General features: G+C 61.0%; 20 protein-coding genes. 12 read left to right on the top strand and 8 right to left on the bottom strand.

What is annotated here, in order from left to right; genetic code table 11:
* Positions 1-130 precede the first annotated feature (130 nt).
* The gene (locus tag GUY40_RS18435; RefSeq protein ID WP_166570336.1) at positions 131-475 is read right to left on the bottom strand and encodes a hypothetical protein; all 345 of its coding nucleotides are present in this window, start codon (positions 473-475) and stop codon (positions 131-133) included.
* A gap of 281 nt (positions 476-756) precedes the next feature.
* On the opposite strand from GUY40_RS18435, the gene GUY40_RS18430 reads away from it, so the two are divergent.
* Positions 757-5,610, top strand: a complete 4,854-nt coding sequence (locus tag GUY40_RS18430) for an NAD-glutamate dehydrogenase (protein ID WP_166570335.1) — start codon at positions 757-759, stop codon at positions 5,608-5,610.
* Positions 5,611-5,742: 132 nt separating this feature from the next.
* Here the strand turns inward: GUY40_RS18430 and GUY40_RS18425 are convergent, their stop codons facing one another.
* The gene (locus tag GUY40_RS18425) at positions 5,743-6,561 is read right to left on the bottom strand and encodes a pyruvate, water dikinase regulatory protein (RefSeq protein ID WP_166570334.1); all 819 of its coding nucleotides are present in this window, start codon (positions 6,559-6,561) and stop codon (positions 5,743-5,745) included.
* A 180-nt stretch (positions 6,562-6,741) separates the two neighbouring features.
* On the opposite strand from GUY40_RS18425, the gene ppsA reads away from it, so the two are divergent.
* From ppsA to GUY40_RS18380, 9 genes are all read left to right on the top strand, one after another.
* Positions 6,742-9,117 carry a phosphoenolpyruvate synthase gene (gene ppsA / locus GUY40_RS18420; RefSeq protein WP_166570333.1) on the top strand — a complete coding sequence of 792 codons (2,376 nt, stop codon included), beginning with the start codon at positions 6,742-6,744 and terminating at the stop codon, positions 9,115-9,117.
* 106 nt (positions 9,118-9,223) lie between these two features.
* On the top strand, positions 9,224-10,213 hold the full coding sequence (locus tag GUY40_RS18415; RefSeq protein ID WP_166570332.1) for an alpha/beta fold hydrolase: 990 nt from the start codon (positions 9,224-9,226) through the stop codon (positions 10,211-10,213).
* A gap of 248 nt (positions 10,214-10,461) precedes the next feature.
* Positions 10,462-10,761, top strand: coding sequence for a Rieske (2Fe-2S) protein (locus GUY40_RS18410; protein ID WP_166570331.1), 300 nt, complete (start codon positions 10,462-10,464; stop codon positions 10,759-10,761).
* Between the two features lie 95 nt (positions 10,762-10,856).
* Positions 10,857-11,345 carry a ribonuclease E activity regulator RraA gene (gene rraA, locus GUY40_RS18405; RefSeq protein ID WP_166570330.1) on the top strand — a complete coding sequence of 163 codons (489 nt, stop codon included), beginning with the start codon at positions 10,857-10,859 and terminating at the stop codon, positions 11,343-11,345.
* Between the two features lie 28 nt (positions 11,346-11,373).
* Positions 11,374-12,369, top strand: coding sequence for a zinc transporter ZntB (locus GUY40_RS18400; protein WP_166570329.1), 996 nt, complete (start codon positions 11,374-11,376; stop codon positions 12,367-12,369).
* A 93-nt stretch (positions 12,370-12,462) separates the two neighbouring features.
* The gene (locus GUY40_RS18395; protein ID WP_371924849.1) at positions 12,463-12,714 is read left to right on the top strand and encodes a CrfX protein; all 252 of its coding nucleotides are present in this window, start codon (positions 12,463-12,465) and stop codon (positions 12,712-12,714) included.
* A 2-nt stretch (positions 12,715-12,716) separates the two neighbouring features.
* Positions 12,717-13,541 carry a mechanosensitive ion channel domain-containing protein gene (locus tag GUY40_RS18390; RefSeq protein ID WP_166570327.1) on the top strand — a complete coding sequence of 275 codons (825 nt, stop codon included), beginning with the start codon at positions 12,717-12,719 and terminating at the stop codon, positions 13,539-13,541.
* Between the two features lie 111 nt (positions 13,542-13,652).
* Positions 13,653-14,219 carry an RNA polymerase sigma factor SigX gene (gene sigX, locus GUY40_RS18385; RefSeq protein WP_166570326.1) on the top strand — a complete coding sequence of 189 codons (567 nt, stop codon included), beginning with the start codon at positions 13,653-13,655 and terminating at the stop codon, positions 14,217-14,219.
* A 108-nt stretch (positions 14,220-14,327) separates the two neighbouring features.
* A complete protein-coding gene (locus GUY40_RS18380) occupies positions 14,328-15,362 on the top strand; it encodes an OmpA family protein (protein WP_166570325.1) in 1,035 nt (344 codons plus the stop codon).
* Between the two features lie 577 nt (positions 15,363-15,939).
* On the opposite strand, the gene cobA is transcribed toward GUY40_RS18380, so the two are convergent.
* The 5 genes from cobA to GUY40_RS18355 all read right to left on the bottom strand — a co-directional run bounded on the left by cobA (position 15,940) and on the right by GUY40_RS18355 (position 21,595).
* Entirely contained in the window at positions 15,940-16,683 is a 744-nt protein-coding gene (gene cobA, locus GUY40_RS18375) for a uroporphyrinogen-III C-methyltransferase (RefSeq protein ID WP_166570324.1), read from the bottom strand.
* Positions 16,684-16,713: 30 nt separating this feature from the next.
* On the bottom strand, positions 16,714-18,384 hold the full coding sequence (locus GUY40_RS18370) for a bifunctional protein-serine/threonine kinase/phosphatase (RefSeq protein ID WP_166570323.1): 1,671 nt from the start codon (positions 18,382-18,384) through the stop codon (positions 16,714-16,716).
* Positions 18,385-18,395: 11 nt separating this feature from the next.
* Positions 18,396-19,613, bottom strand: a complete 1,218-nt coding sequence (locus tag GUY40_RS18365; RefSeq protein WP_166570322.1) for a NarK/NasA family nitrate transporter — start codon at positions 19,611-19,613, stop codon at positions 18,396-18,398.
* Between the two features lie 182 nt (positions 19,614-19,795).
* Positions 19,796-20,371 carry an ANTAR domain-containing response regulator gene (locus tag GUY40_RS18360; RefSeq protein WP_166570321.1) on the bottom strand — a complete coding sequence of 192 codons (576 nt, stop codon included), beginning with the start codon at positions 20,369-20,371 and terminating at the stop codon, positions 19,796-19,798.
* A 15-nt stretch (positions 20,372-20,386) separates the two neighbouring features.
* Complete coding sequence (locus GUY40_RS18355) at positions 20,387-21,595, bottom strand: CmpA/NrtA family ABC transporter substrate-binding protein (protein WP_166570320.1); 1,209 nt, start codon at positions 21,593-21,595, stop codon at positions 20,387-20,389.
* A gap of 217 nt (positions 21,596-21,812) precedes the next feature.
* Between GUY40_RS18355 and GUY40_RS18350 the strand changes: the two genes are divergently transcribed.
* Positions 21,813-22,835 carry a quinone-dependent dihydroorotate dehydrogenase gene (locus tag GUY40_RS18350; RefSeq protein ID WP_166570319.1) on the top strand — a complete coding sequence of 341 codons (1,023 nt, stop codon included), beginning with the start codon at positions 21,813-21,815 and terminating at the stop codon, positions 22,833-22,835.
* Between the two features lie 110 nt (positions 22,836-22,945).
* Here the strand turns inward: GUY40_RS18350 and rmf are convergent, their stop codons facing one another.
* On the bottom strand, positions 22,946-23,161 hold the full coding sequence (gene rmf, locus GUY40_RS18345) for a ribosome modulation factor (RefSeq protein ID WP_008368461.1): 216 nt from the start codon (positions 23,159-23,161) through the stop codon (positions 22,946-22,948).
* A gap of 541 nt (positions 23,162-23,702) precedes the next feature.
* Between rmf and rlmKL the strand changes: the two genes are divergently transcribed.
* The gene (gene rlmKL, locus GUY40_RS18340; protein WP_166570318.1) at positions 23,703-25,910 is read left to right on the top strand and encodes a bifunctional 23S rRNA (guanine(2069)-N(7))-methyltransferase RlmK/23S rRNA (guanine(2445)-N(2))-methyltransferase RlmL; all 2,208 of its coding nucleotides are present in this window, start codon (positions 23,703-23,705) and stop codon (positions 25,908-25,910) included.
* Positions 25,911-25,932 lie beyond the last annotated feature (22 nt).

Below are 25,932 nucleotides of genomic sequence, written 5' to 3'. Positions count from 1 at the left end.
CGCGATGGGCTGCGCAGCGGCCCCGGCGATTCTGAAACCGCCGGCACTGGCAAGCTGATTCGCAGATGTCACAGGCCCAAGGGGGCCGCTGCGCGGCCCATCGCGGCCAGGTCCGCTCCTACAAGTAGGGTTATAGCTCGCTGACGTAGGTGCCGGTGCCTTTGAGGATCGCCTTGAGGGTCTGCTCGACTTCAGCAAAATCCACGTGTTCGCCCTTGAAGTTGATTTGCACCTGATCGTCGCCCTTGATGGCATCGGCGGCGGCCAGTTCGATCAGCAGTCGCGCTTTGCCGAGGGTGACTTTGAAGTCGCTGATCTCAAATCCGTCCTCATCACCCAGGGTCAGCACGGCACAGGTGTCTTTCGGGTCACGGGTGAGTGCGAACATTTCGCTGCCAAGGCAGCAAACGGTCGCCATATCGCCTTCTTCATCATCGCAAGGGGTGGCGAGCAGGGTATCGGTCGTGATTTGCATGGTGCAGTCCAGAAAAAGGGGCAGGCGGCGATTCTGCCACCGATTGGCCATTTCTACGACCTCGAGCGTCGGCAGTGCTGGAACGTCCGTGCCAGCGGGCTGCTTTGCGGGCACGGTGCAACTCCTCAATGACCGAATATGTCGCAGCACCGCAAGCACGGGCAGGCAGGCACTGGGTAAGCTTCGTGGCGGATGCCGGTGGCTCGACTAAGGTTTATGCCGGCAGGGAACATGCGCGACGACGCTTCATTCAATAACAAAGCCCTAGCGGAGTACCACAGATGGCGTTCTTCACCGCAGCCAGCAAAGCCGACTTCCAGCATCAACTGCAAGCGGCCCTGGCGCAGAACATCAGTGAACAGGCACTGCCACAAGTGGCGCTGTTCGCCGAGCAATTCTTCGGCATCATTTCCATGGACGAGCTGACGATGCGTCGGCTCTCCGACCTCGCTGGCTGCACCTTGTCGGCCTGGCGCCTGCTGGAACGTTTCGACCACGCCCAGCCCCAGGTTCGCGTCTTCAACCCCGATTACGAACGCCATGGCTGGCAGTCGACCCACACCGCGGTCGAAGTGCTGCACCATGACCTGCCGTTCCTGGTGGACTCGGTCCGCACCGAGCTGAACCGTCGCGGCTACAGCATCCATACCCTGCAAACCACCGTGCTAAGCGTGCGCCGTGGCAGCCAGCGCGAGTTGCTGGAAATCCTGCCCAAGGGCACCCAGGGCGAGGGCGTGCTGCAAGAATCGCTGATGTTCCTGGAGATCGACCGCTGCGCCAACCCGGCCGAGCTGATCCTGCTGGCCCGCGAGCTGGAACAGGTGCTGGCTGAAGTGCGCGTGGCGGTGGCCGATTTCGAGCCGATGAAAGCCAAGGTGCATGATTTGCTGGCGCTGGTCGACCAGACGCCATTCGCCATTGACGATGACGAGAAAGCCGAAGTCAGAGGCTTTCTGGAATGGTTGCTCGGCAATCACTTCACCTTCCTCGGTTACGAAGAATTCGTGGTCAACGCCGACGCCGTTGGCGGCCATCTGGTGTATGACGAGCAATCGTTCCTGGGCCTGACCAGACTGCTGCGCGCAGGCCTCAAGGCAGAAGACCTGCGCATCGAAGACTACGCCGTCAACTATCTGAACGAGCCGCTGCTGCTGTCCTTCGCCAAGGCCGCACACCCAAGCCGCGTACACCGCCCGGCCTACCCCGATTTCGTCTCGATTCGCCAGATCGGTGCCGACGGCAAGGTCATCAAGGAATGCCGCTTCATGGGGCTGTACACCTCGTCGGTGTATGGCGAGAGCGTGCGGCAGATCCCCTACATCCGCCGCAAGGTCGCCGAAATCGAGCGCCGTTCCAGCTTCGATGCCAAGGCGCACCTGGGCAAGGAACTGGCGCAGGTGCTGGAAGTGCTGCCGCGCGACGACCTGTTCCAGACCCCGGTCGATGAACTGTTCAGCACCGTGATGTCGATCGTGCAGATCCAGGAGCGCAACAAGATTCGCGTGTTCCTGCGCAAGGATCCTTACGGCCGCTTCTGCTATTGCCTGGCCTATGTGCCGCGCGATATCTACTCCACTGAAGTGCGGCAGAAAATCCAGCAGGTGCTGATGGAGCGCCTGAAGGCCAGCGATTGCGAATTCTGGACCTTCTTCTCCGAATCCGTACTGGCGCGTGTGCAGCTGATTCTGCGAGTCGACCCGAAAAACCGTATCGATATCGACCCGGTGCAACTGGAAAACGAAGTGATCCAGGCCTGCCGCTCGTGGCAGGACGACTATGCCACCCTGACCGTGGAAAACTTCGGCGAAGCCCAGGGCACCAACGTCCTGGCCGACTTCCCGAAAGGCTTCCCGGCCGGCTACCGTGAGCGTTTCGCCGCCCATTCGGCGGTGGTCGACATGCAGCACCTGCTTAGCCTGTCCGAGAAAAAACCGCTGGTCATGAGCTTCTACCAGCCACTGACCCAAGGCTCCTTGCAGTTGCATTGCAAGCTGTACCACGCCGACACGCCACTGGCGTTGTCCGACGTGCTGCCGATTCTGGAAAACCTCGGCTTGCGGGTATTGGGCGAGTTCCCTTATCGCCTGCGCCACAGCAATGGCCGTGAGTTCTGGATCCATGACTTTGCCTTCACCTACAGCGAAGGCCTGAACCTGGATATCCAGCAGCTCAACGACACCCTGCAGGACGCGTTCGTCCACATCGTCCGTGGCGATGCCGAGAACGATGCGTTCAACCGCCTGGTGCTCACCGCTGGCCTGCCATGGCGCGACGTCGCGCTGCTGCGTGCCTACGCCCGTTACCTGAAGCAGATTCGCCTGGGCTTTGACCTGGGTTATATCGCCAGCACGTTGAACAACCACACCGACATCGCCCGTGAGCTGACCCGGCTGTTCAAGACGCGCTTCTACCTGGCGCGCAAACTCTCCGACGAAAATCTGGACGACAAGCAGCTGCGTCTGGAACACGCGATTCTGTCGGCCCTGGACGACGTTCAGGTGCTCAACGAAGACCGCATCCTGCGTCGCTATCTGGACTTGATCAAGGCCACGCTGCGGACCAACTTCTACCAGCCCGACGCCCATGGCCAAAACAAGTCGTACTTCAGCTTCAAGTTCAACCCCAAGCTGATCCCCGAGCTGCCCAAACCCGTACCGAAATTCGAGATCTTCGTTTATTCGCCACGGGTCGAGGGGGTTCACCTGCGCTTCGGTAACGTCGCCCGTGGCGGCCTGCGCTGGTCCGACCGCGAGGAAGACTTCCGTACCGAAGTGCTGGGCCTGGTCAAAGCCCAGCAGGTGAAGAACTCGGTCATCGTGCCGGTGGGGGCAAAGGGCGGCTTCCTGCCGCGTCGCCTGCCGCTGGGTGGCAGCCGTGACGAGATCCAGGCCGAGGGTATTGCCTGCTATCGCATCTTCATCTGCGGCTTGCTCGACATCACTGACAACCTCAAGGACGGTGGTGTGGTACCTCCGGCCAACGTGGTGCGTCATGACGATGACGACCCGTACCTGGTGGTGGCGGCCGACAAGGGCACCGCGACCTTCTCCGACATCGCCAACGGCATCGCCATCGACTACGGCTTCTGGCTGGGCGATGCGTTCGCGTCCGGTGGCTCGGCCGGTTACGACCACAAGAAAATGGGCATCACCGCCCGCGGTGCGTGGGTCGGTGTGCAGCGCCACTTCCGTGAGCGTGGCATTAACGTGCAGGAAGACAGCGTCAGTGTGATCGGCATCGGTGACATGGCGGGTGACGTGTTCGGCAACGGCCTGCTGATGTCAGACAAACTGCACCTGGTGGCCGCGTTCAACCACCTGCACATCTTTATCGACCCGAACCCGGAGCCGGCCAGCAGCTTTGCCGAGCGCCAACGCCTGTTCGACCTGCCACGTTCGGCCTGGACCGACTACGACACCAGCATCATGTCCGCTGGCGGCGGGATCTTCCCGCGTAGCGCCAAGTCCATCGCCATCACCCCGCAGATGAAAGAGCGCTTCGCCATCGAAGCCGACAAGCTGACCCCGACCGAGCTGCTCAATGCCTTGCTCAAGGCCCCGGTCGACCTGCTCTGGAACGGTGGTATCGGCACCTACGTCAAGGCCAGCTCCGAAAGCCACGCCGATGTCGGCGACAAGGCCAACGACGCGCTGCGCGTGAACGGTAACGAGCTGCGCTGCAAGGTGGTGGGCGAGGGCGGTAACCTGGGCATGACCCAGCTGGGGCGCGTCGAGTTCGGTGTCAATGGCGGGGGCTCCAACACCGACTTCATCGACAACGCCGGTGGCGTGGATTGCTCCGACCACGAGGTCAACATCAAGATCCTGCTCAACGAGGTGGTGCAGGCCGGCGACATGACCGGCAAGCAGCGTAACCAGCTGCTGGGCAGCATGACCGATGAGGTTGGCAACCTGGTGTTGGGCAACAACTACAAGCAGACCCAGGCCCTGTCCCTGGCAGCCCGGCGTGCCTACGAGCGGATTGCCGAGTACAAGCGACTGATGACCGATCTTGAAGCCCGTGGCAAATTGGACCGTGCCATCGAGTTTTTGCCATCCGAAGAGCAACTGACCGAGCGCCTGGCGGCCAACCATGGCCTGACCCGTCCTGAGTTGTCGGTGTTGATTTCCTACAGCAAGATCGACCTCAAGGAAGCCTTGCTCAAGTCGCGGGTGCCGGACGACGTCTACCTGACCCGTGACATGGAGACTGCTTTCCCGCCGTCGCTGGTCAGCAAGTTCGCCGAAGCCATGCGTCGCCATCGCCTCAAGCGCGAAATCGTCAGCACCCAGATCGCCAACGACCTGGTCAACAACATGGGCATCACCTTTGTTCAGCGACTCAAGGAGTCCACCGGCATGAGCCCGGCGAATGTGGCGGGTGCCTACGTGATCGTGCGGGACATCTTCCATCTGCCGCACTGGTTCCGTCAGATCGAGGCGTTGGACTATCAGGTGCCGGCTGAAATCCAGCTGACCCTGATGGATGAGCTGATGCGCCTGGGTCGCCGTGCAACGCGCTGGTTCCTGCGCAGCCGTCGCAACGAACTGGACGCCGGGCGTGACGTGGCGCATTTCGGGCCGAAGATCGCGGCACTGGGGCTCAAGCTCGACGAACTGCTCGAAGGCCCGACCCGCGAGCGTTGGCAGACCCGCTATCAGGGCTTTGTCGAAGCTGGCGTGCCGGAGTTGCTGGCGCGCATGGTGGCCGGGACCACGCACCTGTACACCCTGCTGCCGATCATCGAAGCCTCGGACGTCACCGGCCAGGATCCGGCGCAGGTGGCCAAGGCCTTCTTTGCCGTGGGCAGTGCCCTGGACCTGACCTGGTACCTGCAGGAAATCAGCAACCTGTCGGTGGAAAACAACTGGCAAGCCCTGGCCCGCGAAGCGTTCCGCGACGACATCGACCTGCAGCAACGGGCGATCACCATTTCCCTGCTGCAAATGAACAACGCGCCGGAGGACATGGATGCACGGGTCGAGCTGTGGGTGTCGCAGCACAAGACCATGGTCGTGCGCTGGCGCGCCATGCTCGACGAGCTGCGCGGCGCCGTTGGCACCGACTACGCCATGTACGCGGTGGCCAACCGCGAGCTGGTGGACCTGGCGCTGAGCGGGCAATCGACGCTCTGAGTGTGAAGTAGACGCAAAAACGCCCCGGTTTCGGGGCGTTTTTGTTTACTGCGGATGCAACCGCAATGGGGTAGGAGCACGGCTTGCCGGCGATGGCGGCCGAAAGATCGCCATCGCCGGCAAGCCGTGCTCCTACTTGAACCGCCGCTCCACGCCTTTTTCCACCAGGATCTTCGCCGAAATCTCTTCCACCGAAAAATGCGTGGAGTTGATATTGGGGATGTTCTCGCGGCGGAACAGGCTCTCAACTTCACGCACCTCGAATTCACACTGGGCGAAGCTGGCATAACGGCTGTTGGGCTTGCGTTCGTGGCGAATCGCGGTCAGACGGTCGGGGTCGATGGTCAGGCCGAACAGTTTGTGCTGGTGCGCACGCAGGGCAGAGGGCAGCTGCAGGCGTTCCATATCGTCTTCGGTCAATGGGTAGTTGGCCGCGCGGATGCCGAATTGCATGGCCATGTATAGGCAGGTCGGGGTCTTGCCGCAGCGCGACACGCCCACCAGAATCAGGTCGGCCTTGTCGTAATAGTGGGTGCGGGCACCGTCGTCGTTGTCCAGGGCAAAGTTGACAGCCTCGATGCGCTCCATGTAATTGGAGTTGCCGCCTATCGAATGGGACTTGCCCACCGAGTAGGACGAATGGGAGGTCAATTCCTGCTCCAGCGGCGCCAGAAAGGTCGAGAAAATGTCGATCATGAAACCGTTGGAAGTCGCCAGGATCTCGCGAATGTCCTGATTGACAATGGTGTCGAAGATGATGGGCCTTACACCATCTTTTTCAGCCGCTGTGTTGATTTGTTGTACCATTGCGCGCGCTTTATCCACGCTATCAATGTACGGTCGCGTGAACTTGTTGAAGGTAATGGTTTCGAATTGGGCCAGAAGACTCTGTCCCAGCGTCTCGGCAGTGATGCCGGTGCCGTCGGAAATAAAGAAAGCAGATCGTTTCATTTGCACCTTGGGCCTTAAGCTGGTGACGAATCTTGGATATGATAGGCCCGGTTTGCCGGCCTCGAATGGCCAGCATTCTCACTTATTTTCCGGGTCCAGGCCACAAATCGCTCGGAGTGCTTCCCTTTCGGAACCTCAAGCGTCCTGAGCTTTTCCAACACAGTTAGTGGAGAGATCACCTTGGTAGAGTACGTAGTTTCCCTCGATAAGCTCGGCGTCCATGATGTGGAGCATGTGGGGGGCAAGAACGCATCCCTGGGCGAGATGATCAGTAACCTCGCGGGCGCCGGTGTTTCGGTCCCCGGTGGCTTTGCCACTACGGCTCAGGCCTATCGTGATTTTCTCGAACAAAGCGGCCTGAACGCCCAGATCCACGCGGCGCTCGATGCGCTGGACGTCGATGACGTCAACGCCCTGGCCAAGACCGGTGCCCAGATCCGCCAGTGGATCATGGAAGCCGAGTTCCCTGAGCGTCTGAACGCCGAGATTCGCATCGCCTTCGCCGAAATGTCCCAGGGCAACCCGAACATGGCCGTTGCCGTGCGTTCTTCGGCCACCGCCGAAGACCTGCCGGACGCCTCGTTCGCCGGTCAGCAGGAAACCTTCCTGAATATCCGTGGCGTCGAAAACGTCATCCGCGCCGCCAAGGAAGTGTTCGCTTCCCTGTTCAACGACCGCGCCATTTCCTACCGCGTCCACCAGGGCTTCGACCACAAACTGGTCGCCCTGTCTGCTGGCGTGCAGCGCATGGTCCGCTCTGAAACCGGCACCGCCGGCGTGATGTTCACCCTCGATACCGAGTCGGGCTTCCGTGACGTGGTGTTCATCACCGGCGCCTACGGCCTGGGTGAAACCGTGGTACAAGGCGCGGTGAACCCGGACGAATTCTACGTCCACAAGAACACCCTGGAAGCCGGTCGCCCGGCCATCCTGCGCCGCAACCTGGGCAGCAAGGCCATCAAGATGATCTACGGCGACGAGGCCAAGGCCGGTCGTTCGGTCAAGACCGTCGATGTCGACAAGGCGGATCGCACCCGTTTCTGCCTGACTGACGCAGAAGTCAGCGAGCTGGCCAAGCAGGCGATGATCATCGAGAAGCACTACAAGTGCCCGATGGACATCGAATGGGCCAAAGACGGTGACGACGGCAAGCTGTACATCGTTCAGGCCCGTCCTGAAACCGTGAAGAGCCGTGCCCAGGCCAACGTCATGGAACGTTACCTGCTCCAGGAAACCGGCACCGTACTGGTAGAAGGCCGTGCTATCGGCCAGCGCATCGGCGCCGGCAAGGTGCGGATCATCAAGGACGTGTCGGAGATGGACAAGGTCCAGCCAGGCGACGTACTGGTTTCCGACATGACCGACCCGGACTGGGAGCCGGTGATGAAGCGCGCCAGCGCCATCGTTACCAACCGGGGTGGCCGTACCTGCCACGCCGCGATCATCGCTCGTGAACTGGGTATTCCTGCAGTCGTCGGTTGCGGCAACGCCACCCAACTGCTCAAGGATGGCCAGGGCGTGACCGTGTCCTGCGCCGAAGGCGATACCGGTTTCATCTTCGAAGGTGAGCTGGGCTTCGATATCCGCAAGAACTCCGTCGATGCCATGCCGGAGCTGCCGTTCAAGATCATGATGAACGTCGGCAACCCGGACCGCGCCTTCGACTTCGCCCAGCTGCCGAACGCCGGTGTGGGTCTGGCGCGTCTGGAATTCATCATCAACCGCATGATCGGCGTGCACCCAAAGGCACTGCTGAACTACGCGGGCCTGCCGCAAGAACTCAAGGAAAGCGTCGACAAGCGCATTGCCGGCTACAACGACCCGGTCGACTTCTACGTCGACAAACTGGTCGAAGGCATCAGCACCCTGGCGGCTGCGTTCTGGCCGAAAAAGGTCATCGTGCGCCTGTCGGACTTCAAGTCCAACGAATACGCCAACCTGATCGGCGGCAAGCTCTACGAGCCGGAAGAAGAAAACCCGATGCTGGGCTTCCGTGGCGCTTCGCGTTACATCAGCGAATCGTTCCGTGACTGCTTCGAGCTCGAATGCCGCGCCCTCAAGCGCGTGCGCAACGAGATGGGCCTGACCAACGTCGAGATCATGGTGCCGTTCGTCCGTACCCTGGGCGAAGCCAGCCAGGTGGTCGACCTGCTCGCCGAGAACGGCCTGGGCCGTGGTGTCAATGGCCTGCGCGTGATCATGATGTGCGAACTGCCGTCCAACGCCATCCTCGCCGAAGAGTTCCTGGAGTACTTCGACGGTTTCTCCATCGGCTCCAACGACCTGACCCAGCTGACCCTGGGCCTGGACCGTGACTCGGGCATCATTGCCCACCTGTTCGATGAGCGTAACCCGGCCGTCAAGAAGCTGCTGGCCAACGCCATTGCTGCCTGCAACAAGGCGGGCAAGTACATCGGCATTTGCGGTCAGGGCCCTTCCGATCACCCGGACCTGGCCAAGTGGCTGATGGAACAGGGTATCGAAAGCGTCTCGCTGAACCCTGACTCGGTCCTGGAAACCTGGTTCTTCCTCGCTGAAGGCCAGGGTGCCGTTTAAGGCCTGAACGTGAAGCAGTTGTCTGCCAAGGTGGGTGGGCGGCTGCTTCGATGGTTCCAACAGGGCGTGCCAGTGATGGTTTCGCCCTTTTTTGTGCAAGAAGATCATGCAAAGCAGTAGTCATCTTTTCCCGGTCGCCTTGCTCAGCGCCGAGCGCTGCGGCGATTTGAGCGAAGACGTATATCGCCTCAAGGCAGGCAATAGTCCGGACCCCAGTGTTGAGCTGGCCGTGACCCGATTGGGCATGGCCGATCAGGCTCAAGTGCGCGGGGTGCCGGTGATTCTGCTGCACGGCAGTTTTTCCAACCGGCGTTTCTGGTATTCACCACGGGGCATTGGCCTGGGGGCTTACCTGGCCCGGGCCGGGTTCGATGTGTGGATTGCGGAAATGCGCGGTCATGGCTTGTCGGCGCGCAATCGCGATTACCGCAAGAATCGCGTGGCCGATTACGCCCGTTACGATTTGCCGGCCATCGCCGCCTTCGTCTGCGAGCAAAGCGGCCAGGCACCTCACTGGATCGGTCATTCGCTGGGCGGCATTACCCTGGCCGCCGCGCTGGGCGGGCATTATCTGGAGGCCGCGCAGGTGGCCAGCGCCGTGTTGTTTGGCAGCCAGGTCAGTCGCAGCTATTGGCCGCTGAAATTGCCGCCGGTGGAGTGGAGCAGTCGGTTCCTGCTCAAGCGCTTCGCGCAGATCTCCGGTTCGCGGCTCAAGCGCGGCCCCGAAGACGAACCCATCGGCCTGGCGCTCGAGACCCTGCGCTGGCACGGTTTGTTCGGCCGTTTCAAGGATGCCGACCGAGACTGGTGGGCTGGGCTGGCCGAGGTGGATGTGCCGCTGTTGGCGGTCAGCGCCGCGGGCGATCATCAGGACCCGGCGTGGGCCTGTCGCAAACTCTTCGAACAGGTGGGCTCGCAATGTCGGCAGTTTGTCTGCCTGGGGCGAGAGCAGGGCTTCAGTGAGAATTTCGGTCATGTCGAAATGCTGGTCAGCAAGGCGGCTCAGGTGGAAGTCTGGCCGATGGTCGAGCGCTGGCTGAACGACCCGGCCGCACCGTTGCTGACAAACCCTACTGCATTGGCGATCGGGATGTAGGAGCCGAGCTTGCTCGCGATGTGGCCGCCGCGGACTCTGCTCGCACTCCGGTAGGAGCCGGCGGTCCGGCGTTCCGGCTTGCCCGCGAATAAGGACGCTGCGGTTTAACAGGTATTGCGTGTCATCGTTCATCGCAGCGGTTCGGCGCTCCGACAAGCCTTGCTCCTACGGTTTCATAAGACTGCAGATGCGGCTAAGATGTGACGATTAGAGCGTTTCTGGTCATTTTCGGTTTGTGAGTAAGCGTCATGTTCGTTGCCCTCGAGCGTCTGATCAATCTGCAGGAAGGTTACCGCAACACCTTTGAGGTGGCGGGGCACCAGTTGCTGTTGCTGGTGCAGGATAACCAGCCGCTGCTGCTGGAAAACCGCTGCCCGCACCAGGGCGCACCGCTGCACAGCGCCACCCTGAGCAACGGCATTCTGCGATGCCAGCGCCATGGCATCGAATTTCGTCTGCCTGGGGGGCAACCGGTACAGGCCGCTTGCCCCGGCCTGACCCTGTATAAAGTGGCCTATGAGGGTGACCGCATCGGCATCGATGTGTAGCCTGATGGCTGAATCGAAATGCGCGCCATTCTTTTCGATCAATGCAACTGCGAAATTCAACAGCCCATTGTCTTCCCAGTGACAGGAGTTCCTCCATGCATTACCTCACGCCCGACCTGTGCGACGCCTATCCGGACCTGGTGCAGGTGCTTGAACCGATGTTCAGCAATTTTGGTGGTCGCGACTCCTTCGGTGGCCAGATCGTTACCATCAAATGCTTTGAGGACAACTCGCTGGTGAAAGCGCAGGCCGAGCTCGATGGCAAGGGCAAGGTGCTGGTGGTGGACGGCGGCGGCTCGCTGCGCCGGGCGCTGCTGGGCGACATGATCGCCGAGAAAGCCGCCAAAAATGGCTGGGAAGGGATGGTGATCTACGGCTGCATCCGCGACGTGGACGTGATTGCCCAGACCGATCTGGGCGTGCAGGCCCTCGCCAGTCACCCGATGAAAACCGACAAGCGCGGCATTGGCGATTTGAACGTGGCCGTGACCTTTGCCGGTGTCACTTTCCGCCCGGGTGAGTACCTTTATGCCGACAACAATGGCGTGATCATCTCGCCAAGCCCACTGAAAATGCCCGAGTAACTGTTTTAAACCGGTCTGCGGAGAAGGGATGTTCGAGGAAGAAAACGCGCAGTGGGGGCTGGTGCATGCCCTGGTGCTGGATGGAAAAGGCAGCGCACGTTCGATCGCCCGAACCGAGCTTGATGCACTTGAACTGCAGCCTGGGGAAAGCCTCTGGCTGCATTTGGACCGCAGCCACCCGCAAACCCGGACCTGGTTGCGTAAAGACAGCGGCCTGAGTGAATTCGTCTGCGACCTGCTGCTGGAGGAGAATACCCGGCCGCGCCTGTTGCCCTTGCCAGACGCTGAAATGCTGCTGTTTCTGCGCGGGGTCAATCTCAATCCCGGAGCCGAACCTGAAGACATGGTGTCGGTCCGCATCTTCGCCCAGGCGCAGCGGGTCATTTCCCTGCGCTTGCGTCCCCTTCGCGCCACTGATGAGCTGCTTGAGCAACTGGCAATCGGCCGTGGGCCGAAAACCTCGTCCGAATTGCTGCTGTATCTCGCCCAGAATTTGACCGAAAAGGTTCAGGCGCTGGTCAGCGACTTGTCAGAAGCGGTCGATGAAGAGGAAGAGAAACTCGATTCCGACGAACGGTATGCGCCCGAGCACGGTGCGGTGGTGCAAATCCGCAGGCGCGCAGCGGGTTTGCGGCGGTTTCTCGCGCCACAGCGGGAAATCTATGCCCAGCTGGCGCGAAACAAGTGGCCCTGGTTTGTCGAGGATGATGCCGATTACTGGAATGAGCTCAACAACAGCCTGACCCGCTATCTGGAAGAGCTCGAGCTGGCCCGCGAGCGCGTTTCGCTGGTGCTCGACAGTGAAGACAGGCGCCTGAACGAGCGCATGAACAGAACCATGTATCGATTCAGTATCGTCACTGGCATCTTTTTGCCCATGAGCTTCTTGACCGGCCTCTTGGGTATCAACGTCGGCGGCATTCCAGGGGCTGACAGCCCCTACGGCTTTCTGGTCGCCTCGCTGATGATGGTGGCGGTTGCCGCTGGCCAGTACTGGCTGTTTCGCCGCCTGCGGTGGGTCTGATGGAGGGTGTTGCGGGCGCGCGTGGTAAGTCTGGTCGGGTCATGGATGTGACCCGTGCCAAGTCGGCCACGTCTCTTCCAGATATTGCGCGAGGTGCCTATGCACGATCCGTTTGAAGAATCCTTGCGGGACATGCTCAGGGCGTCGCGGTCCAATCGCGACGACGATGCTTGCCTGGGCCGTGTCCTGAAAACCGCCAACCGTCAGGTGGGCGCGGGTGATCTGTTCAGTTTGCTGGGGCGCTGGGCGCAGGCCCTGATGATCGCTGTCAACAATGGCTCGGCGCACATTGCGCCGGTGTCACGTCGTTCTATCTCTGCCCGTAATGCGGATAAGGCTGATTGAATATGGAACTTGATCTCTGGACCCAGAGCCTGGTCACGGCAATGACAGCCTTGTGGACCAAAGTCGCGAATTTCATTCCCAACCTGTTTGGCGCGCTGGTCGTTGTGCTGCTTGGCTTTGTGGTCGCCAAGCTGCTCGACACCTTGTTGTCCAAACTGCTGGCCAAGTTTGGCCTCGATCGCCTGATGGCCGGCACCGGCCTGACCAAGTTGATGAGCCGTGCCGGCATCCAGGTGCCGATCTCGACCCTGATCGGCAAGATCGTCTATTGGTTCGTACTCCTTATCTTTCTGGTCTCGGCGGCAGAGTCGCTGGGGCTTGAGCGTGTCTCGGCGACCCTGGACATGCTGGCGCTGTACTTGCCAAAAGTCTTTGGCGCGGCCCTGGTGTTGCTGGTCGGTGTGCTGTTGGCACAGCTCGCAAATGGCCTTGTCCGTGGCGCGGCAGAAGGTGTTGGGCTGGATTATTCCGCAGGCCTGGGTCGCGTTGCCCAGTGGCTGGTGATCATCATCAGTATCTCAGTGGCGATCAGCCAACTCGAGGTCAAAACCGATCTGCTGAACCACGTAATCGTCATCGGATTGATTACCGTTGGTCTGGCCGTTGCCTTGGCAATGGGCCTGGGCAGTCGCGAAATCGCCGGCCAGATTCTCGCCGGGATTTACGTGCGCGAATTGTATCAAGTCGGTCAATACGTCCAGATAGGGGAGCTCGAAGGCCAGATCGAAGAAATCGGAACAGTGAAAACTACTTTGCTGACCGATGATGGCGAATTAGTATCTCTGTCAAATCGGATACTGTTGGAGCAGCGAGTCAGTAGCCGCTGACCCATCAAATCCTGTAATGTATGCCGCCGCGAAAAAGCCCGAGCACGGACTTGGCGGAAACTGACCTGACTGTCGGCCAGACTTGATTTGAATAGAGTTCATTCGCTACCCATGCGTTACGACCCACGCGAACTCACCGATGAGGAGTTGGTGGCGCGTTCGCATGAGGAGCTGTTTCACGTCACACGCGCCTATGAGGAGCTCATGCGGCGCTACCAGCGGACCCTTTTTAACGTGTGTGCACGTTATTTGGGGAACGATCGGGACGCTGATGATGTCTGTCAGGAGGTCATGTTGAAGGTGCTGTATGGTCTGAAGAACTTCGAGGGCAAATCCAAGTTCAAGACCTGGCTCTACAGCATTACCTACAACGAATGTATCACCCAGTACCGCAAGGAGCGGCGCAAGCGTCGGTTGATGGACGCCTTGAGTCTCGACCCGCTGGAGGAGGCCTCTGAAGAGAAGGCTCCGAAGCCGGAAGAGAAAGGTGGACTAGATCGGTGGCTTGTGCATGTAAACCCGATTGACCGTGAGATTCTAGTGCTACGTTTTGTCGCAGAGTTGGAGTTTCAAGAGATCGCGGACATCATGCACATGGGCTTGAGCGCGACAAAAATGCGCTACAAACGTGCGCTCGATAAGCTACGTGAGAAATTTGCGAGTGTTTCCGAAACTTAAGTAGGAGCAAATATCTCTAACGTGTCGGTTGGTTCTGCTAGACTTGCCGACGAGTTGTCCCCCTTTTACGCGGGACTGCTTAACAATCACCAGATGGGGATTTAACGGATGAAACTGAAAAACACCTTGGGCTTGGCCATTGGTTCTCTGATTGCCGTCTCTTCGTTCGGCGCTCTGGCACAAGGCCAAGGCGCAGTTGAAATCGAAGGCTTCGCCAAGAAAGAGATGTACGATAGCGAGCGTAACTTCAAGAACGACGGCAACCTGTTCGGCGGCTCGGTCGGTTACTTCCTGACCGACGACGTAGAACTGCGTCTGGGCTACGACGAAGTTCACAACGTCCGTGGCGACGACGGCAAGAACATCAAGGGCTCCAACACCGCCCTCGACGCTCTGTACCACTTCAACGCCCCAGGCGACATGCTGCGTCCGTATGTCTCCGCAGGTTTCTCTGATCAGTCTATCGGTCAGACTGGCCGTAGCGGCCGTAACGGCTCCACCTTCGCCAACCTCGGCGGTGGTGCCAAGCTGTACTTCACCGAGAACTTCTACGCCCGTGCGGGTGTTGAAGCTCAGTACAATATCGACGATGGCAACACCGAGTGGGCGCCAAGCGTCGGCGTTGGTGTGAACTTCGGCGGCGGTTCGAAGAAAGTTGAAGCGGCTCCCGCTCCAGTGGCAGAAGTCTGCGCCGACAGCGACAACGACGGCGTTTGCGACAACGTCGACAAGTGCCCTGACACCCCAGCCAACGTTACCGTTGATGCTGATGGCTGCCCAGCGGTCGCTGAAGTTGTTCGCGTTGAACTGGACGTGAAGTTCGACTTCGACAAGTCGGTCGTGAAGCCAAACAGCTACGGCGATATCAAGAACCTGGCTGACTTCATGAAGCAGTACCCATCCACCACCACCGTTGTTGAAGGTCATACTGACTCCGTCGGTACTGACGCTTACAACCAGAAACTGTCCGAGCGTCGTGCTGGCGCCGTCAAGCAGGTTCTGACCCAGCAGTACGGTGTTGAATCGGGCCGTGTAAGCTCGGTTGGTTATGGTGAGAGCCGTCCAGTTGCTGACAACGCAACTGACGCTGGCCGCGCTGTTAACCGCCGCGTAGAAGCTCAAGTGGAAGCACAAGCCAAGTAATTGGTGAGTGATCAAAAAAACCCGGCCTAGGCCGGGTTTTTTTTGTGTGCGCCACCGCGATCTCCCGCCCTACAAGCAAGGCTGACAACCCCAATCTCACAGGCCATGGCACGTTGCAACGAATGTGGGAGCGGATTTATCCGCGAAGCGCCGCGCGGGCGGCGCTCGATTTCGGCAGCGCCGGAAAACCCAAGACAAGCACTTGGAAGCCTCGATACGGTCCTCAGGCAACCCTCTTCATTCTGATGGGGGAGGCTAGGGGGGCTGTCAGCAGATCGCATGAGCCGTGTGAGGTGCCTGCCTTGGTTTTTCCATTGTTCTTGAGATCGCGCGCCGCCCGCGCGGCGCTTCGCGGATAAATCCGCTCCCACATTTGTTGCAACGTGCCATGGTCTGTGAAATTGGAGTTGCCAGCCTTGTTTGTTCGGCTTTAGATCTGTGTGGTTTCGGTGCGGTTATCCCGCAATTGCGGGGGGATTCTATCTTCGCAGGCATTCCCCAGTGGGAGCAGAGCTTGCTAGCAATGAGGCCAGCACAAGCAACAAAATCTCCCGTGCGAAGTGCCTTTTCTCCCGGCTCAGCCGACCATCATCTCCCGGACAATCGCCTGCTGCGCCTGCGCCGCAACCTCGCCAATCACCAGAATCGCCGGGCTTTGCAGTTCGAACGCGGCTGCGTCGGCGCACATGGCACCCAGCTCGCTGCGGCATTCGCGCTGCTGAGGCAGCGAGGCGTTCTCGATCATCGCCACGGGCATGCCGGCTTTCATGCCGCCAGCCAACAGGTTCTGCTGAATCTCCCCAAGCTTGGCCACGCCCATGTAGATCACCAGCGTAGTGCCGCTCTGGGCCAGCGCTTGCCAGTTCAGGCTGCTGTCATCCTGAGTGTGAGCGGTGACCAGCGTGACACCACGGCTGACGCCGCGCAGCGTCAGCGGGATATTGCATTGAGTCGCGCCAGCCAATCCTGCGGTGATGCCGTTGACCAATTCCACTTCTACGCCCCGTTCTTGCAACCACTGGGCTTCTTCGCCGCCACGACCAAAGATGCACGGGTCACCACCCTTGAGGCGCACCACGCACTTGCCCTGGCGTGCATAGCGCAGCATCAGCCGATGAATGAAAGCCTGAGGCGTCGAGCGGCAGCCACCTCGCTTGCCGACGGGAATGATCCGCGCCTGCGGGCAATGTTCAAGCACTGCCGGGTTCACCAGATCGTCGATCAATACCACCTGGGCCTGATGCAATGCCCGCACAGCCTTGAGTGTCAGCAATTCAGGATCACCAGGGCCTGCACCTACCAACCAGACTTTAGCGCTCATGTGTTTTTCCTCTGCACAGGGGTGGCGGTGTCATGCCTTGAGCAACGACACCAGCAATACCAGGTTGATCAATAACGACAGCAGCGCCAGCGTGCGCCAGACCTTCAGCGGTTCGCGCTCAAGCAAGGGCCGAGGGCGCAGGGCAGGGGGCTGTCGTTCGGCTTGTTCGAGCAGCAGCAGCCATTGCTCGGCTGTCTCGAAGCGTTGTTCCGGGTTGGCCTCGACGGCGCGGGCCAGATTGGCGTCGAGCCAGTCCGGCACATCGGGACGAAAGCGGCTGGCGCTCGCCGGGGCGTTGAAGCGAGGGCGCTGGAAGGCCTCGATCTCGCCATAGGGATAGTGGCCGGTGAGCAGATAGAACAGCGTCACGCCGGCGGCATACAGGTCCTGCCGAGGGCTTGGCGGCGCGCCGTCGAAGGCTTCCGGTGCGATGTAGCTGGGGGTGCCGGTGAGGTCGAACGCGTCGGTCTGCGACAAGCCCGGGCAGTACGCCAGGCCGAAGTCGAGCAACCGCAGTTCGCCGTCGCTGCCCAGGTGCAGGTTCTCCGGCTTGATGTCGCGGTGCAGGATATTGCGCCGATGCAGCATGCCCACTGCCCGCAGCAGGCGTTGCGCGACGGATTGCCATTGGGCCAGCGGGAGCGGGCCGCTTTGCGCGATAACGTCAGCCAGGGTTTGGCCGGGGTACTCACGCATCAGGTAATACAAATGCTGGCGTTGCGTGGCCGAATGCACTTCCGGGAAGTGGCGGCCTGCCACGCGACGCAAAAACCATTCTTCCAGCAACAGGCTTTGCTGGGCGGCAGGATCGTCCTGGCGGTTGCCCGGTAACGTCTTCAGAAGCCAGGGCTGTTGTTGGGCGTCCAGCACTCGGTAGAGCAACGATTGCCGACTCTGCCCCAGCAAGCCCTGGACCTGAAGTCCGTCGAGCTGCTGGCCGGGTTTGAGTGGGCCTGGCAGTGGCCATTGCGCCAGCTGTGCCAAGGTGTCGCCCAAGGTCGTAGGGCCAAGCTGATCGACTTGTACGAGCACGGCGCTGGCATTGTCCTGGCTGCCGGCCAGGTGGGCGCTGTGCACCAAGGTGCGCACGGCGTGGTCGAGGTCGCGGTGTTCGCGCAGCACGCGAGCGATTTCGTTGTCGCTGAGGACTGCCCAGACACCGTCGCTGAGAATCAGAAAACGCTCGTCCTGGCGCAGGTCGCCTTCCAGGTAATCGACCACCAGGTGTTGGTCCAGGCCCAGCGCGCGCTTGAGCACGTGCTGCATGCCCGGTTGCTCCCAGACATGGTCGTCGCTGACCCGCTGCAAGCGATCGTCATGCCAGCGGTAGACGCGGCAATCGCCCACGTGGGCCATGGTGAAGCGCTGGCCGCGAAGGACCAGCGCGCTCAATGTGGTGAGCAGCGGTTGACCGCCGCCATTCGCTTGCAGCCAGCGGTTTTGCGCCAGCAGCAGGCAGTCCAGCGCCTGGGCAATGGCCCAGGTTTCCGGGGTGGCGTAGTAGTCCAGCGCCAGTGCCTGCAAGCTGGCGCGGGCTGCCAGGCCGCCGTCGGCGCACTGACTGACGCCGTCGGCCAGCGCAAACAGGTAGCCCTTGCTGGCGGCCAGCGCCGGGGCTGGCGTCACCAGGCGCACGGCGTCCTGGTTTTCGCTGCGTGGCCCGGTGGCGCTGGCGTGGGCAAAGCTCAGTTGCAGGCTCATGGGGTGGGGTCTCAGACGCGCGCGGCAGTGACGGCCGCCGCGCCCCAGGTGGTGCGCCAGCGTTGCTTGACGCCGTGCAGGCCGAACCAGGCCAGCACACCGAGGCTGGCGAACAGCCACAGTGCCAGCTGGTAGCTGCCGGTGTATTGCTTGATGGTGCCCAGGCCTGCGGCGAGCAGGAAACCACCGATGCCGCCGGCCATGCCGATCAGTCCGGTCATGACGCCGATCTCCTGACGGAAGCGTTGTGGCACCAGTTGGAACACCGCACCATTGCCTGCACCGAGACCGAGCATTGCGGCGACGAACAACGCCAGCGCGGCCAGCGAACTCGGCAGGTTGAAGCCGACGGCAGCAATGCAGATGGCGGCTACGGTGTACATCGCCAGCAGCGTGCGAATACCACCGAAGCGGTCGGCCAGTGCACCACCCAATGGGCGCATCAGGCTGCCACCGAACACGCAGGCCGCGGTGTAGTAGCCGGCGGTGACCGGGCTCAGGCCATATTGGTCGTTGAAGTAGCCAGGCAGGGCGCTGGCCAGGCCGATAAAGCCGCCGAAGGTCACGCTGTAGAAGAACATGAACCACCAGCTGTCACGATCGCCCAAGGCCTTGAAGTAGTCGGCCATGGATTTTGCTTTCGGCCGTTGCGGCGCATTGCGAGCGATCAGGGCGAACACTGCCAGGGTGATGATCAGCGGGATCACGGCGAAGCCGAACACGTTGCTCCAGCCGAAACTTGCGGCCAGTACCGGCGCGAGCAGCGCGGCAAACACGGTTCCGGAGTTGCCGGCACCGGCGATGCCCATGGCCTTGCCTTGATGCTGCGGGGGGTACCACTGCGAAGCCAGCGGCAGCGAGACCGCAAACGAGGCGCCGGCCACACCCAGGAATACGCCTAGCAGCAATGCGTGTTCATAGCTGTGGATGCCGATTTTCCAGGCGCCGAACAGGGCGCAGATGACCACGACCTGGCCGATCAGGCCGGCGGTTTTTGGCGACAGCCGATCCGCCAGCATACCCATGAAAAAGCGCAGGATCGCGCCCGCCAGAATCGGTGTCGCTACCATCATGCCGCGCTGTTGGGTGGTCAGCTGCAGGTCGGCAGCGATCTGGACCGCCAGTGGCCCCAGCAGATACCAGACCATGAAACTCAGGTCGAAATACAGAAAGGCGGCGAACAGGGTAGGGACGTGACCGGATTTCCAGAAGCTCGTATTCGTATTCATTGAACACCTCGACTGCGATGAGTCTCGACGGAAGTCTTTCGGGGCTGAAAAAAAGACGTCGCCTCCCGACCGGCAACTGCCAGTGGGGGTGCGACGTCTTTGTCGGGGGTTCAGGCAACCGCCGTTGGCTACCTGCAGGAATTACTTGTCAGAGAACTAGCAAGAGCCGGGCCAGAATGCATTCAGCCCAACAACTCGCTCATGGCGATGATTTGCTCGGCAACCTGAATCAGCTTTTGCTGCTTGCTCATGGCCTGGCGGCGCATCAGGGTGTAGGCCTGTTCTTCGTTGCAATCCTTCATCTTCATCAGCAGGCCCTTGGCCAGCTCGATGCGTTTGCGCTCGGCCAGTTGCTGGTCGCGGGCGTGCAGCTGGGCGCGCAAGGCCTGATCGCTCTCGAAACGGGCCATGGCCACGGCCAGGATCGGTTGCAGGCGCTGGGCGTGAATGCCTTCGACGATATAGGCGCTGACGCCGGACTTGATGGCCTGGCGCATGACGCCGGGGTCGTGCTCGTCGGTAAACATGACGATCGGTCGAGGCAAATCGCGGGTCACCAGCACCACTTGTTCCATCACATCGCGGCCGGGTGACTCGGTATCGATCAAAATCACGTCCGGGCGCACCGTTTCGACGCGCGCGGGCAGATCGATAGCGGCACCGGATTCATCGATCACCTCGAACCCCGCTTCAACCAGCGCGCTCTTCAGGCGGCCGACTTTTTTCTCAGTGTCATCGATCAGCAGGATACGCAGCATAGTGGCGGGCTCCTGTCAGCGTTGCGCATGCAGTGGTTCGGAGTGCAGCGCATGCAGTTTGAAGCTGCGTGCGTAGCCCGCCGGGTCTGAGCCGTCCCAGACCTTGCCGTCGATCAGCCGGCTGCTGCGCATCGGCTGCTCGGCGCAGGCAATTCCCAGCGCCCGGGCAGCCTCGCTGTACAACGACCATTGTTGCACTTGCCGGGCAACGCTGAGGTAGTCCGGGTCGTCGCGCAGCAGGCCCCAGCGACGGAACTGAGTCATGAACCACATGCCGTCGCACAGGTAAGGCTGGTTGACCGTACCCTTATTATGGAAGCGCAAGCCGTGCGCGTCTTGCCAGCGGTGGTCCAGGCCATCGTCATATTCGCCCAGCAGGCGCGGCTCAATGTCTGAAATGCTGGTGTCCAGGTAATCATGCCCGCTGAGCAGTTGCGCGGTGCCGCGCAGGTTTTCCGGGCTTTGCTCGATAAACCGACTGGCCTCCAGAATCGCCATCACCAGGGCGCGTGCGGCGTTAGGGTGCTGGTCGACAAAGGCCTGGGTGCAGCCAAGGACTTTTTCCGGGTGGTCCGGCCAGATCGACTGGCTGGTTGCCAGGGTAAAGCCCAGGCCTTGCCTGACCGCGCTGGCGGCCCAGGGCTCGCCGACGCAAAAGCCATCGATGCGTCCAGCCTGCAGGTGCGCGACCATCTGTGCGGGCGGCACGACCACGCTGTCGACATCATAGAGCGGGTGGATGCCTTGGCTGGCCAGCCAATAGTTCAGCCACATGGCGTGGGTGCCAGTGGGAAAAGTCTGGGCAAAGGTGAGTTTTGTCTTGCTTTGGTGCACGTGCCGGCCCAGTGCTTCAGGATCGACCACGCCCAGGCGCTGCAGGGCTGGCGACAGATTGATGCTCTGGGCGTTCTGGTTCAGGCCCATCAGCACCGCCATGTCATTGGCCGGCGTACCGCCGATGCCCAGGTGTACGGCGTAGATCATCCCGTACAGGCTGTGGGCCGCGTCGAGTTCGCCACTGACCAGTTTATCGCGCAGGGTCGCCCAGGAATTCTGGCGCTTGAGGTTCAGGGTGAGCCCATAGGGCTGGGCAAAGCCCTGGGTAGCGGCAACCACGACCGAGGCGCAATCGCTCAGGGCCATGAAGCCGATATTCAGGCTGCGCTTTTCCGGCGCGTCACTGCCATTGACCCAGGCCAGTGGATTCACGGGGATTTCATTCATCAGAGCACGACTACCCATCAAAAAGCGCCGACCGGGCGCGCGTTCTTGCGGCTCGGTGGCGTCGGTGTCCTGGACCTGTCCCGGCGTTGGAACAGGGGAGATGAGGCATGCAAAGCAAGGCATATGCCAGCTGATGGTGTGACGGGGCTGGGCGTAGGGTCGCCGCCCCGGCTATAATCGCCGCCCTTACCCGTCCCCCGTCGAGCTACCGTCGCCCATGTATAACCTGGCCCGCCAGCTGTTGTTCAAACTCTCCCCGGAAACCTCCCACGACCTGTCGCTGGATTTGATTGGCGCCGGTGGCCGTTTGGGTATCAATGGCCTGCTGACCAAGGCACCGGCGCGTCTGCCGGTCACTGTCATGGGCCTGGAATTCCCTAACCCGGTCGGCCTGGCGGCCGGCCTGGACAAGAACGGCGCGGCCATCGACGGCTTTGCGCAACTGGGCTTCGGATTCGTCGAGATCGGCACTGTGACGCCGCGTCCGCAACCGGGCAACCCCAAGCCACGGATTTTTCGCCTGCCCGAGGCGGATGCGATCATCAACCGCATGGGCTTCAATAACCTGGGCGTGGACAATCTGCTGTCGCGGGTTCAGGCGGCCAAGTACCGCGGCGTATTGGGGATCAATATCGGCAAGAACTTCGACACCCCGGTCGAGCGCGCCGTCGATGATTATCTGATCTGCCTGGACAAGGTCTACGGCCACGCCAGCTACATCACTGTCAACGTCAGCTCGCCCAACACCCCGGGCTTGCGCAGCCTGCAGTTCGGCGAGTCGCTCAAGCAGCTGCTGGCGGCACTGGCCGAGCGCCGCGAAGTGCTGGCTGCCCAGCATGGCAAGCGCGTGCCGGTCGCAATCAAGATTGCCCCGGACATGAGCGACGAAGAAACCGTACTGGTCGCCGCTGCCTTGCTGGAGTCGGGAATGGACGCAGTGATCGCCACCAACACCACCCTGAGCCGCGAAGGCGTCGAGGGCCTGGAGCACGGTGACGAGGCGGGTGGCTTGTCGGGCGCGCCGGTGCGCGAGAAGAGCACGCACATCGTCAAGGTGCTGTCGGGCGAACTGGCCGGCAAGATGCCGATCATCGCGGCCGGTGGCATCACCGAAGGGCGCCACGCGGCGGAAAAGATTCAGGCCGGAGCCAGTCTGGTGCAGATCTACTCGGGCTTTATCTACAAGGGGCCGGCGCTGATCCGCGAAGCGGTGGATGCCATCGCCGCCCTGCCGCGCTGAATTTCAGGCCGGCATAAAAAGGGGCCCCTTGAAGGGGCCCCTGGGCTTCAGCCCGCCGCCCGGATGGGGCGTGCATGGTTGATGGGGGAAATTAAAAAGGTCCTCGTGATTCAGCCAACGGCGTGAAGTTCGTTGAGTCTATGGATACCCGCAGTGCCGGTCATACCGTCCCAGTTGTCGCCGCGTCCTTCGCGCCAGCCGTTAATCCAGGCTTGGCGTACCGACGGTAGAGTAAAGGGGCAAAGCTCGCGGGATTTGCCATGGATGCCATATTGGTATCCGCGTAAAAATGCTCGTTCCAACGGATCACGCTTAAGTCTTCTCATAGGGTGTTGCCCTCACTTGTTGACTGTTATGTCCCGTCGGCCTCGATGGAGGCCGGGCAGATTCGTTCTGCCGGTATTGCGCTCGCTGCCGGCGTGGCGAGCAAAAGTGTTGCCTCGTTGCGAGACAACCTGAGTTGATTTCTAACCAATGCGTTGACCTGTGTGAATGATCGTTTTGTCATAAGCACGTAACCTTTAAGGTATACGGGCCATAAGTAATAAATTGATTCAAGGATCGTTCGCATTCAAACCCCACTATTATCAGGGTTTGGCTATATCTCGACGTCAGAGCGCCATCCCGAAAGGCGTTCTGTTCATGTGTGACAAGAAACGACGAAGGGTCATCTAATGGCCTTTTGTGAGGGAGATTTTTCACTGCCACGCGATCAAAGCCTTTTTGTAAAAGCAAATGGGCGGTCATCTCGGGGTGGGATTGGCACCGTTGCAGTGCCACGCGGGCGCTCTGTTGGAAAAGCGCCTGATCAAACATTGAACAGGCAATGCGCTTGCCCGTTCACCTATTGCGAGACTCTGGAAAACCATGTCGGATCGTTACGAACTCTACCTCACCTGCCCCAAGGGCCTCGAAGGACTGCTAGCCGAGGAGGCCGCCGGGCTTGGCCTTGAGGACGTGCGCGAGCACACGTCGGCGATCCGCGGCACAGCCGACATGGAGACAGCTTATCGCCTGTGCCTCTGGTCGCGCCTGGGCAACCGTGTGCTGCTGGTGCTCAAGCGTTTTGCCATGAAGAACGCCGATGACCTCTACGACGGCGTCAATGACGTCGACTGGGCGGACCACCTGCTGCCCGATGGCACTCTGGCCGTGGAGTTCAGCGGGCACGGCTCGGGCATCGACAATACCCATTTCGGCGCCTTGAAGGTCAAGGATGCCATCGTCGACAAGCTGCGCACGCCGAGCGGCGAGCGTCCTTCTGTAGACAAACTCAACCCGGACCTGCGCGTGCACCTGCGCCTGGACCGTGGCGAAGCCATCCTGTCCCTGGACCTGTCCGGCCACAGCCTGCATCAGCGTGGCTATCGCCTGCAGCAAGGTGCTGCACCCTTGAAGGAAAACCTGGCGGCGGCGGTGTTGATCCGTGCCGGTTGGCCACGCATTGCCGCGCAAGGCGGCGCGCTGGCTGACCCGATGTGCGGCGTGGGTACCTTCCTGGTGGAAGCTGCGATGATCGCGGCCGACATCGCCCCCAACCTGCGGCGTGAACGCTGGGGCTTCTCGGCCTGGTTGGGCCATGTGCCGGCGATGTTTCGCAAGCTCAAGGATGAAGCGCTGGCGCGCGCCGAAGCCGGCCTCGCCCGTCCGCCCTTGTGGATTCGTGGTTATGAAGCAGACCCTCGGCTGATCCAGCCTGCGCGCAACAACATCGAGCGTGCGGGCCTGAGTGATTGGGTCAAGATCTATCAGGGTGAGGTCGCGACGTTCGAGCCACGCCCGGACCAGAACCAGAAAGGCCTGGTCATCTGCAACCCTCCCTATGGCGAGCGCCTGGGTGACGAGGCGAGCCTGCTGTACCTCTATCAGAACCTCGGCGAGCGCCTGCGTCAGGCCTGCCTGAACTGGGAAGCAGCCGTGTTCACCGGTGCGCCTGACCTGGGCAAGCGCATGGGGATTCGCAGCCACAAGCAGTACGCCTTCTGGAACGGCGCCTTGCCATGCAAGCTGCTGCTGATCAAGGTTCAGCCGGATCAGTTCGTCACGGGCGAGCGCTCTACCCGAGAAGAACGCGCTCAGCGTGAAAGCGAAGCGCCTGCTGCGACTCATGCTGCACCGGTGGTCGAAGCCGCACGCCTGAGTGAAGGCGGGCAGATGTTCGCCAACCGCCTGCAGAAAAACCTCAAGCAGATGAGCAAATGGGTACGCCGCGAAGGCATCACTTGCTACCGCGTCTATGATGCCGACATGCCCGAGTATGCGCTGGCCATCGACCTGTACCACGACTGGGTCCACGTTCAGGAATACGCCGCTCCGCGTTCGGTCGACCCGGAGAAGGCCCAGGCGCGTCTGTTCGATGCCCTGGCAGCGATTCCCCAGGCCTTGAACATCGACAAGAGCCGGGTGGTGGTCAAGCGTCGCGAACGTCAGAGCGGCACGCGCCAGTACGAGCGCCAGAGCACTCAAGGGCAGTTCACCGAAGTGCAGGAAGGCGGCGTCAAGTTGCTGGTCAACCTGACCGACTACCTGGATACCGGCCTGTTCCTGGATCACCGCCCGATGCGTATGCGCATTCAGCGCGAAGCCGCGGGCAAGCGCTTCCTCAATCTGTTCTGCTACACCGCCACCGCCAGTGTGCATGCAGCCAAGGGTGGCGCGCGCAGCACCACCAGCGTCGACCTGTCGAAAACCTACCTGGATTGGGCGCGGCGTAATCTCTCGCTCAACGGTTTCTCCGACAAGAACCGGCTGGAGCAGGGTGACGTGATGGCGTGGCTGTCGGCCAATCGCGATGAGTACGACCTGATATTCATCGACCCGCCAACCTTCTCCAACTCCAAGCGCATGGAAGGGGTGTTCGACGTACAGCGTGATCACGTCCAGTTGCTGGACCTGGCGATCGCTCGCCTGGCGCCGGGCGGCGTGCTGTATTTCTCCAACAACTTCCGCAAGTTCGAACTGGATGCCAACCTGGTCGAGCGCTACGCGGTCGAAGAAATCACCGCCCAGACCCTGGATCCGGACTTTGCCCGCAACAGCAAAATCCACCGAGCCTGGCGCATCCAGGCACGCTGATCGCCTTCCGACGGCTGGTCAA

This window comes from Pseudomonas sp. R5(2019) (assembly GCF_009905435.1).
Classification (GTDB): domain Bacteria; phylum Pseudomonadota; class Gammaproteobacteria; order Pseudomonadales; family Pseudomonadaceae; genus Aquipseudomonas.
The sequence above is the reverse complement of the archived record's forward strand: the minus strand, read 5'-3'. Positions and strand labels throughout refer to the sequence as shown.

What these genes read in the sequence shown, in the direction of transcription:
- rraA (WP_166570330.1), top strand. Translation starts at nt 10,857, where the DNA reads ATGCATTACCTCACGCCCGACCTGTGCGACGCCTATCCGGACCTGGTG.
- cobA (WP_166570324.1), bottom strand. Translation starts at nt 16,683, where the DNA reads ATGAGCGCTAAAGTCTGGTTGGTAGGTGCAGGCCCTGGTGATCCTGAA.
- rmf (WP_008368461.1), bottom strand. Translation starts at nt 23,161, where the DNA reads ATGAGAAGACTTAAGCGTGATCCGTTGGAACGAGCATTTTTACGCGGA.
- GUY40_RS18390 (WP_166570327.1), top strand. Translation starts at nt 12,717, where the DNA reads ATGGAACTTGATCTCTGGACCCAGAGCCTGGTCACGGCAATGACAGCC.
- GUY40_RS18365 (WP_166570322.1), bottom strand. Translation starts at nt 19,613, where the DNA reads ATGAATACGAATACGAGCTTCTGGAAATCCGGTCACGTCCCTACCCTG.
- GUY40_RS18430 (WP_166570335.1), top strand. Translation starts at nt 757, where the DNA reads ATGGCGTTCTTCACCGCAGCCAGCAAAGCCGACTTCCAGCATCAACTG.
- GUY40_RS18435 (WP_166570336.1), bottom strand. Translation starts at nt 475, where the DNA reads ATGCAAATCACGACCGATACCCTGCTCGCCACCCCTTGCGATGATGAA.
- GUY40_RS18400 (WP_166570329.1), top strand. Translation starts at nt 11,374, where the DNA reads ATGTTCGAGGAAGAAAACGCGCAGTGGGGGCTGGTGCATGCCCTGGTG.
- GUY40_RS18355 (WP_166570320.1), bottom strand. Translation starts at nt 21,595, where the DNA reads ATGAATGAAATCCCCGTGAATCCACTGGCCTGGGTCAATGGCAGTGAC.
- GUY40_RS18350 (WP_166570319.1), top strand. Translation starts at nt 21,813, where the DNA reads ATGTATAACCTGGCCCGCCAGCTGTTGTTCAAACTCTCCCCGGAAACC.
- GUY40_RS18360 (WP_166570321.1), bottom strand. Translation starts at nt 20,371, where the DNA reads ATGCTGCGTATCCTGCTGATCGATGACACTGAGAAAAAAGTCGGCCGC.
- GUY40_RS18380 (WP_166570325.1), top strand. Translation starts at nt 14,328, where the DNA reads ATGAAACTGAAAAACACCTTGGGCTTGGCCATTGGTTCTCTGATTGCC.
- sigX (WP_166570326.1), top strand. Translation starts at nt 13,653, where the DNA reads ATGCGTTACGACCCACGCGAACTCACCGATGAGGAGTTGGTGGCGCGT.
- GUY40_RS18425 (WP_166570334.1), bottom strand. Translation starts at nt 6,561, where the DNA reads ATGAAACGATCTGCTTTCTTTATTTCCGACGGCACCGGCATCACTGCC.
- GUY40_RS18410 (WP_166570331.1), top strand. Translation starts at nt 10,462, where the DNA reads ATGTTCGTTGCCCTCGAGCGTCTGATCAATCTGCAGGAAGGTTACCGC.
- GUY40_RS18370 (WP_166570323.1), bottom strand. Translation starts at nt 18,384, where the DNA reads ATGAGCCTGCAACTGAGCTTTGCCCACGCCAGCGCCACCGGGCCACGC.
- rlmKL (WP_166570318.1), top strand. Translation starts at nt 23,703, where the DNA reads ATGTCGGATCGTTACGAACTCTACCTCACCTGCCCCAAGGGCCTCGAA.
- GUY40_RS18415 (WP_166570332.1), top strand. Translation starts at nt 9,224, where the DNA reads ATGCAAAGCAGTAGTCATCTTTTCCCGGTCGCCTTGCTCAGCGCCGAG.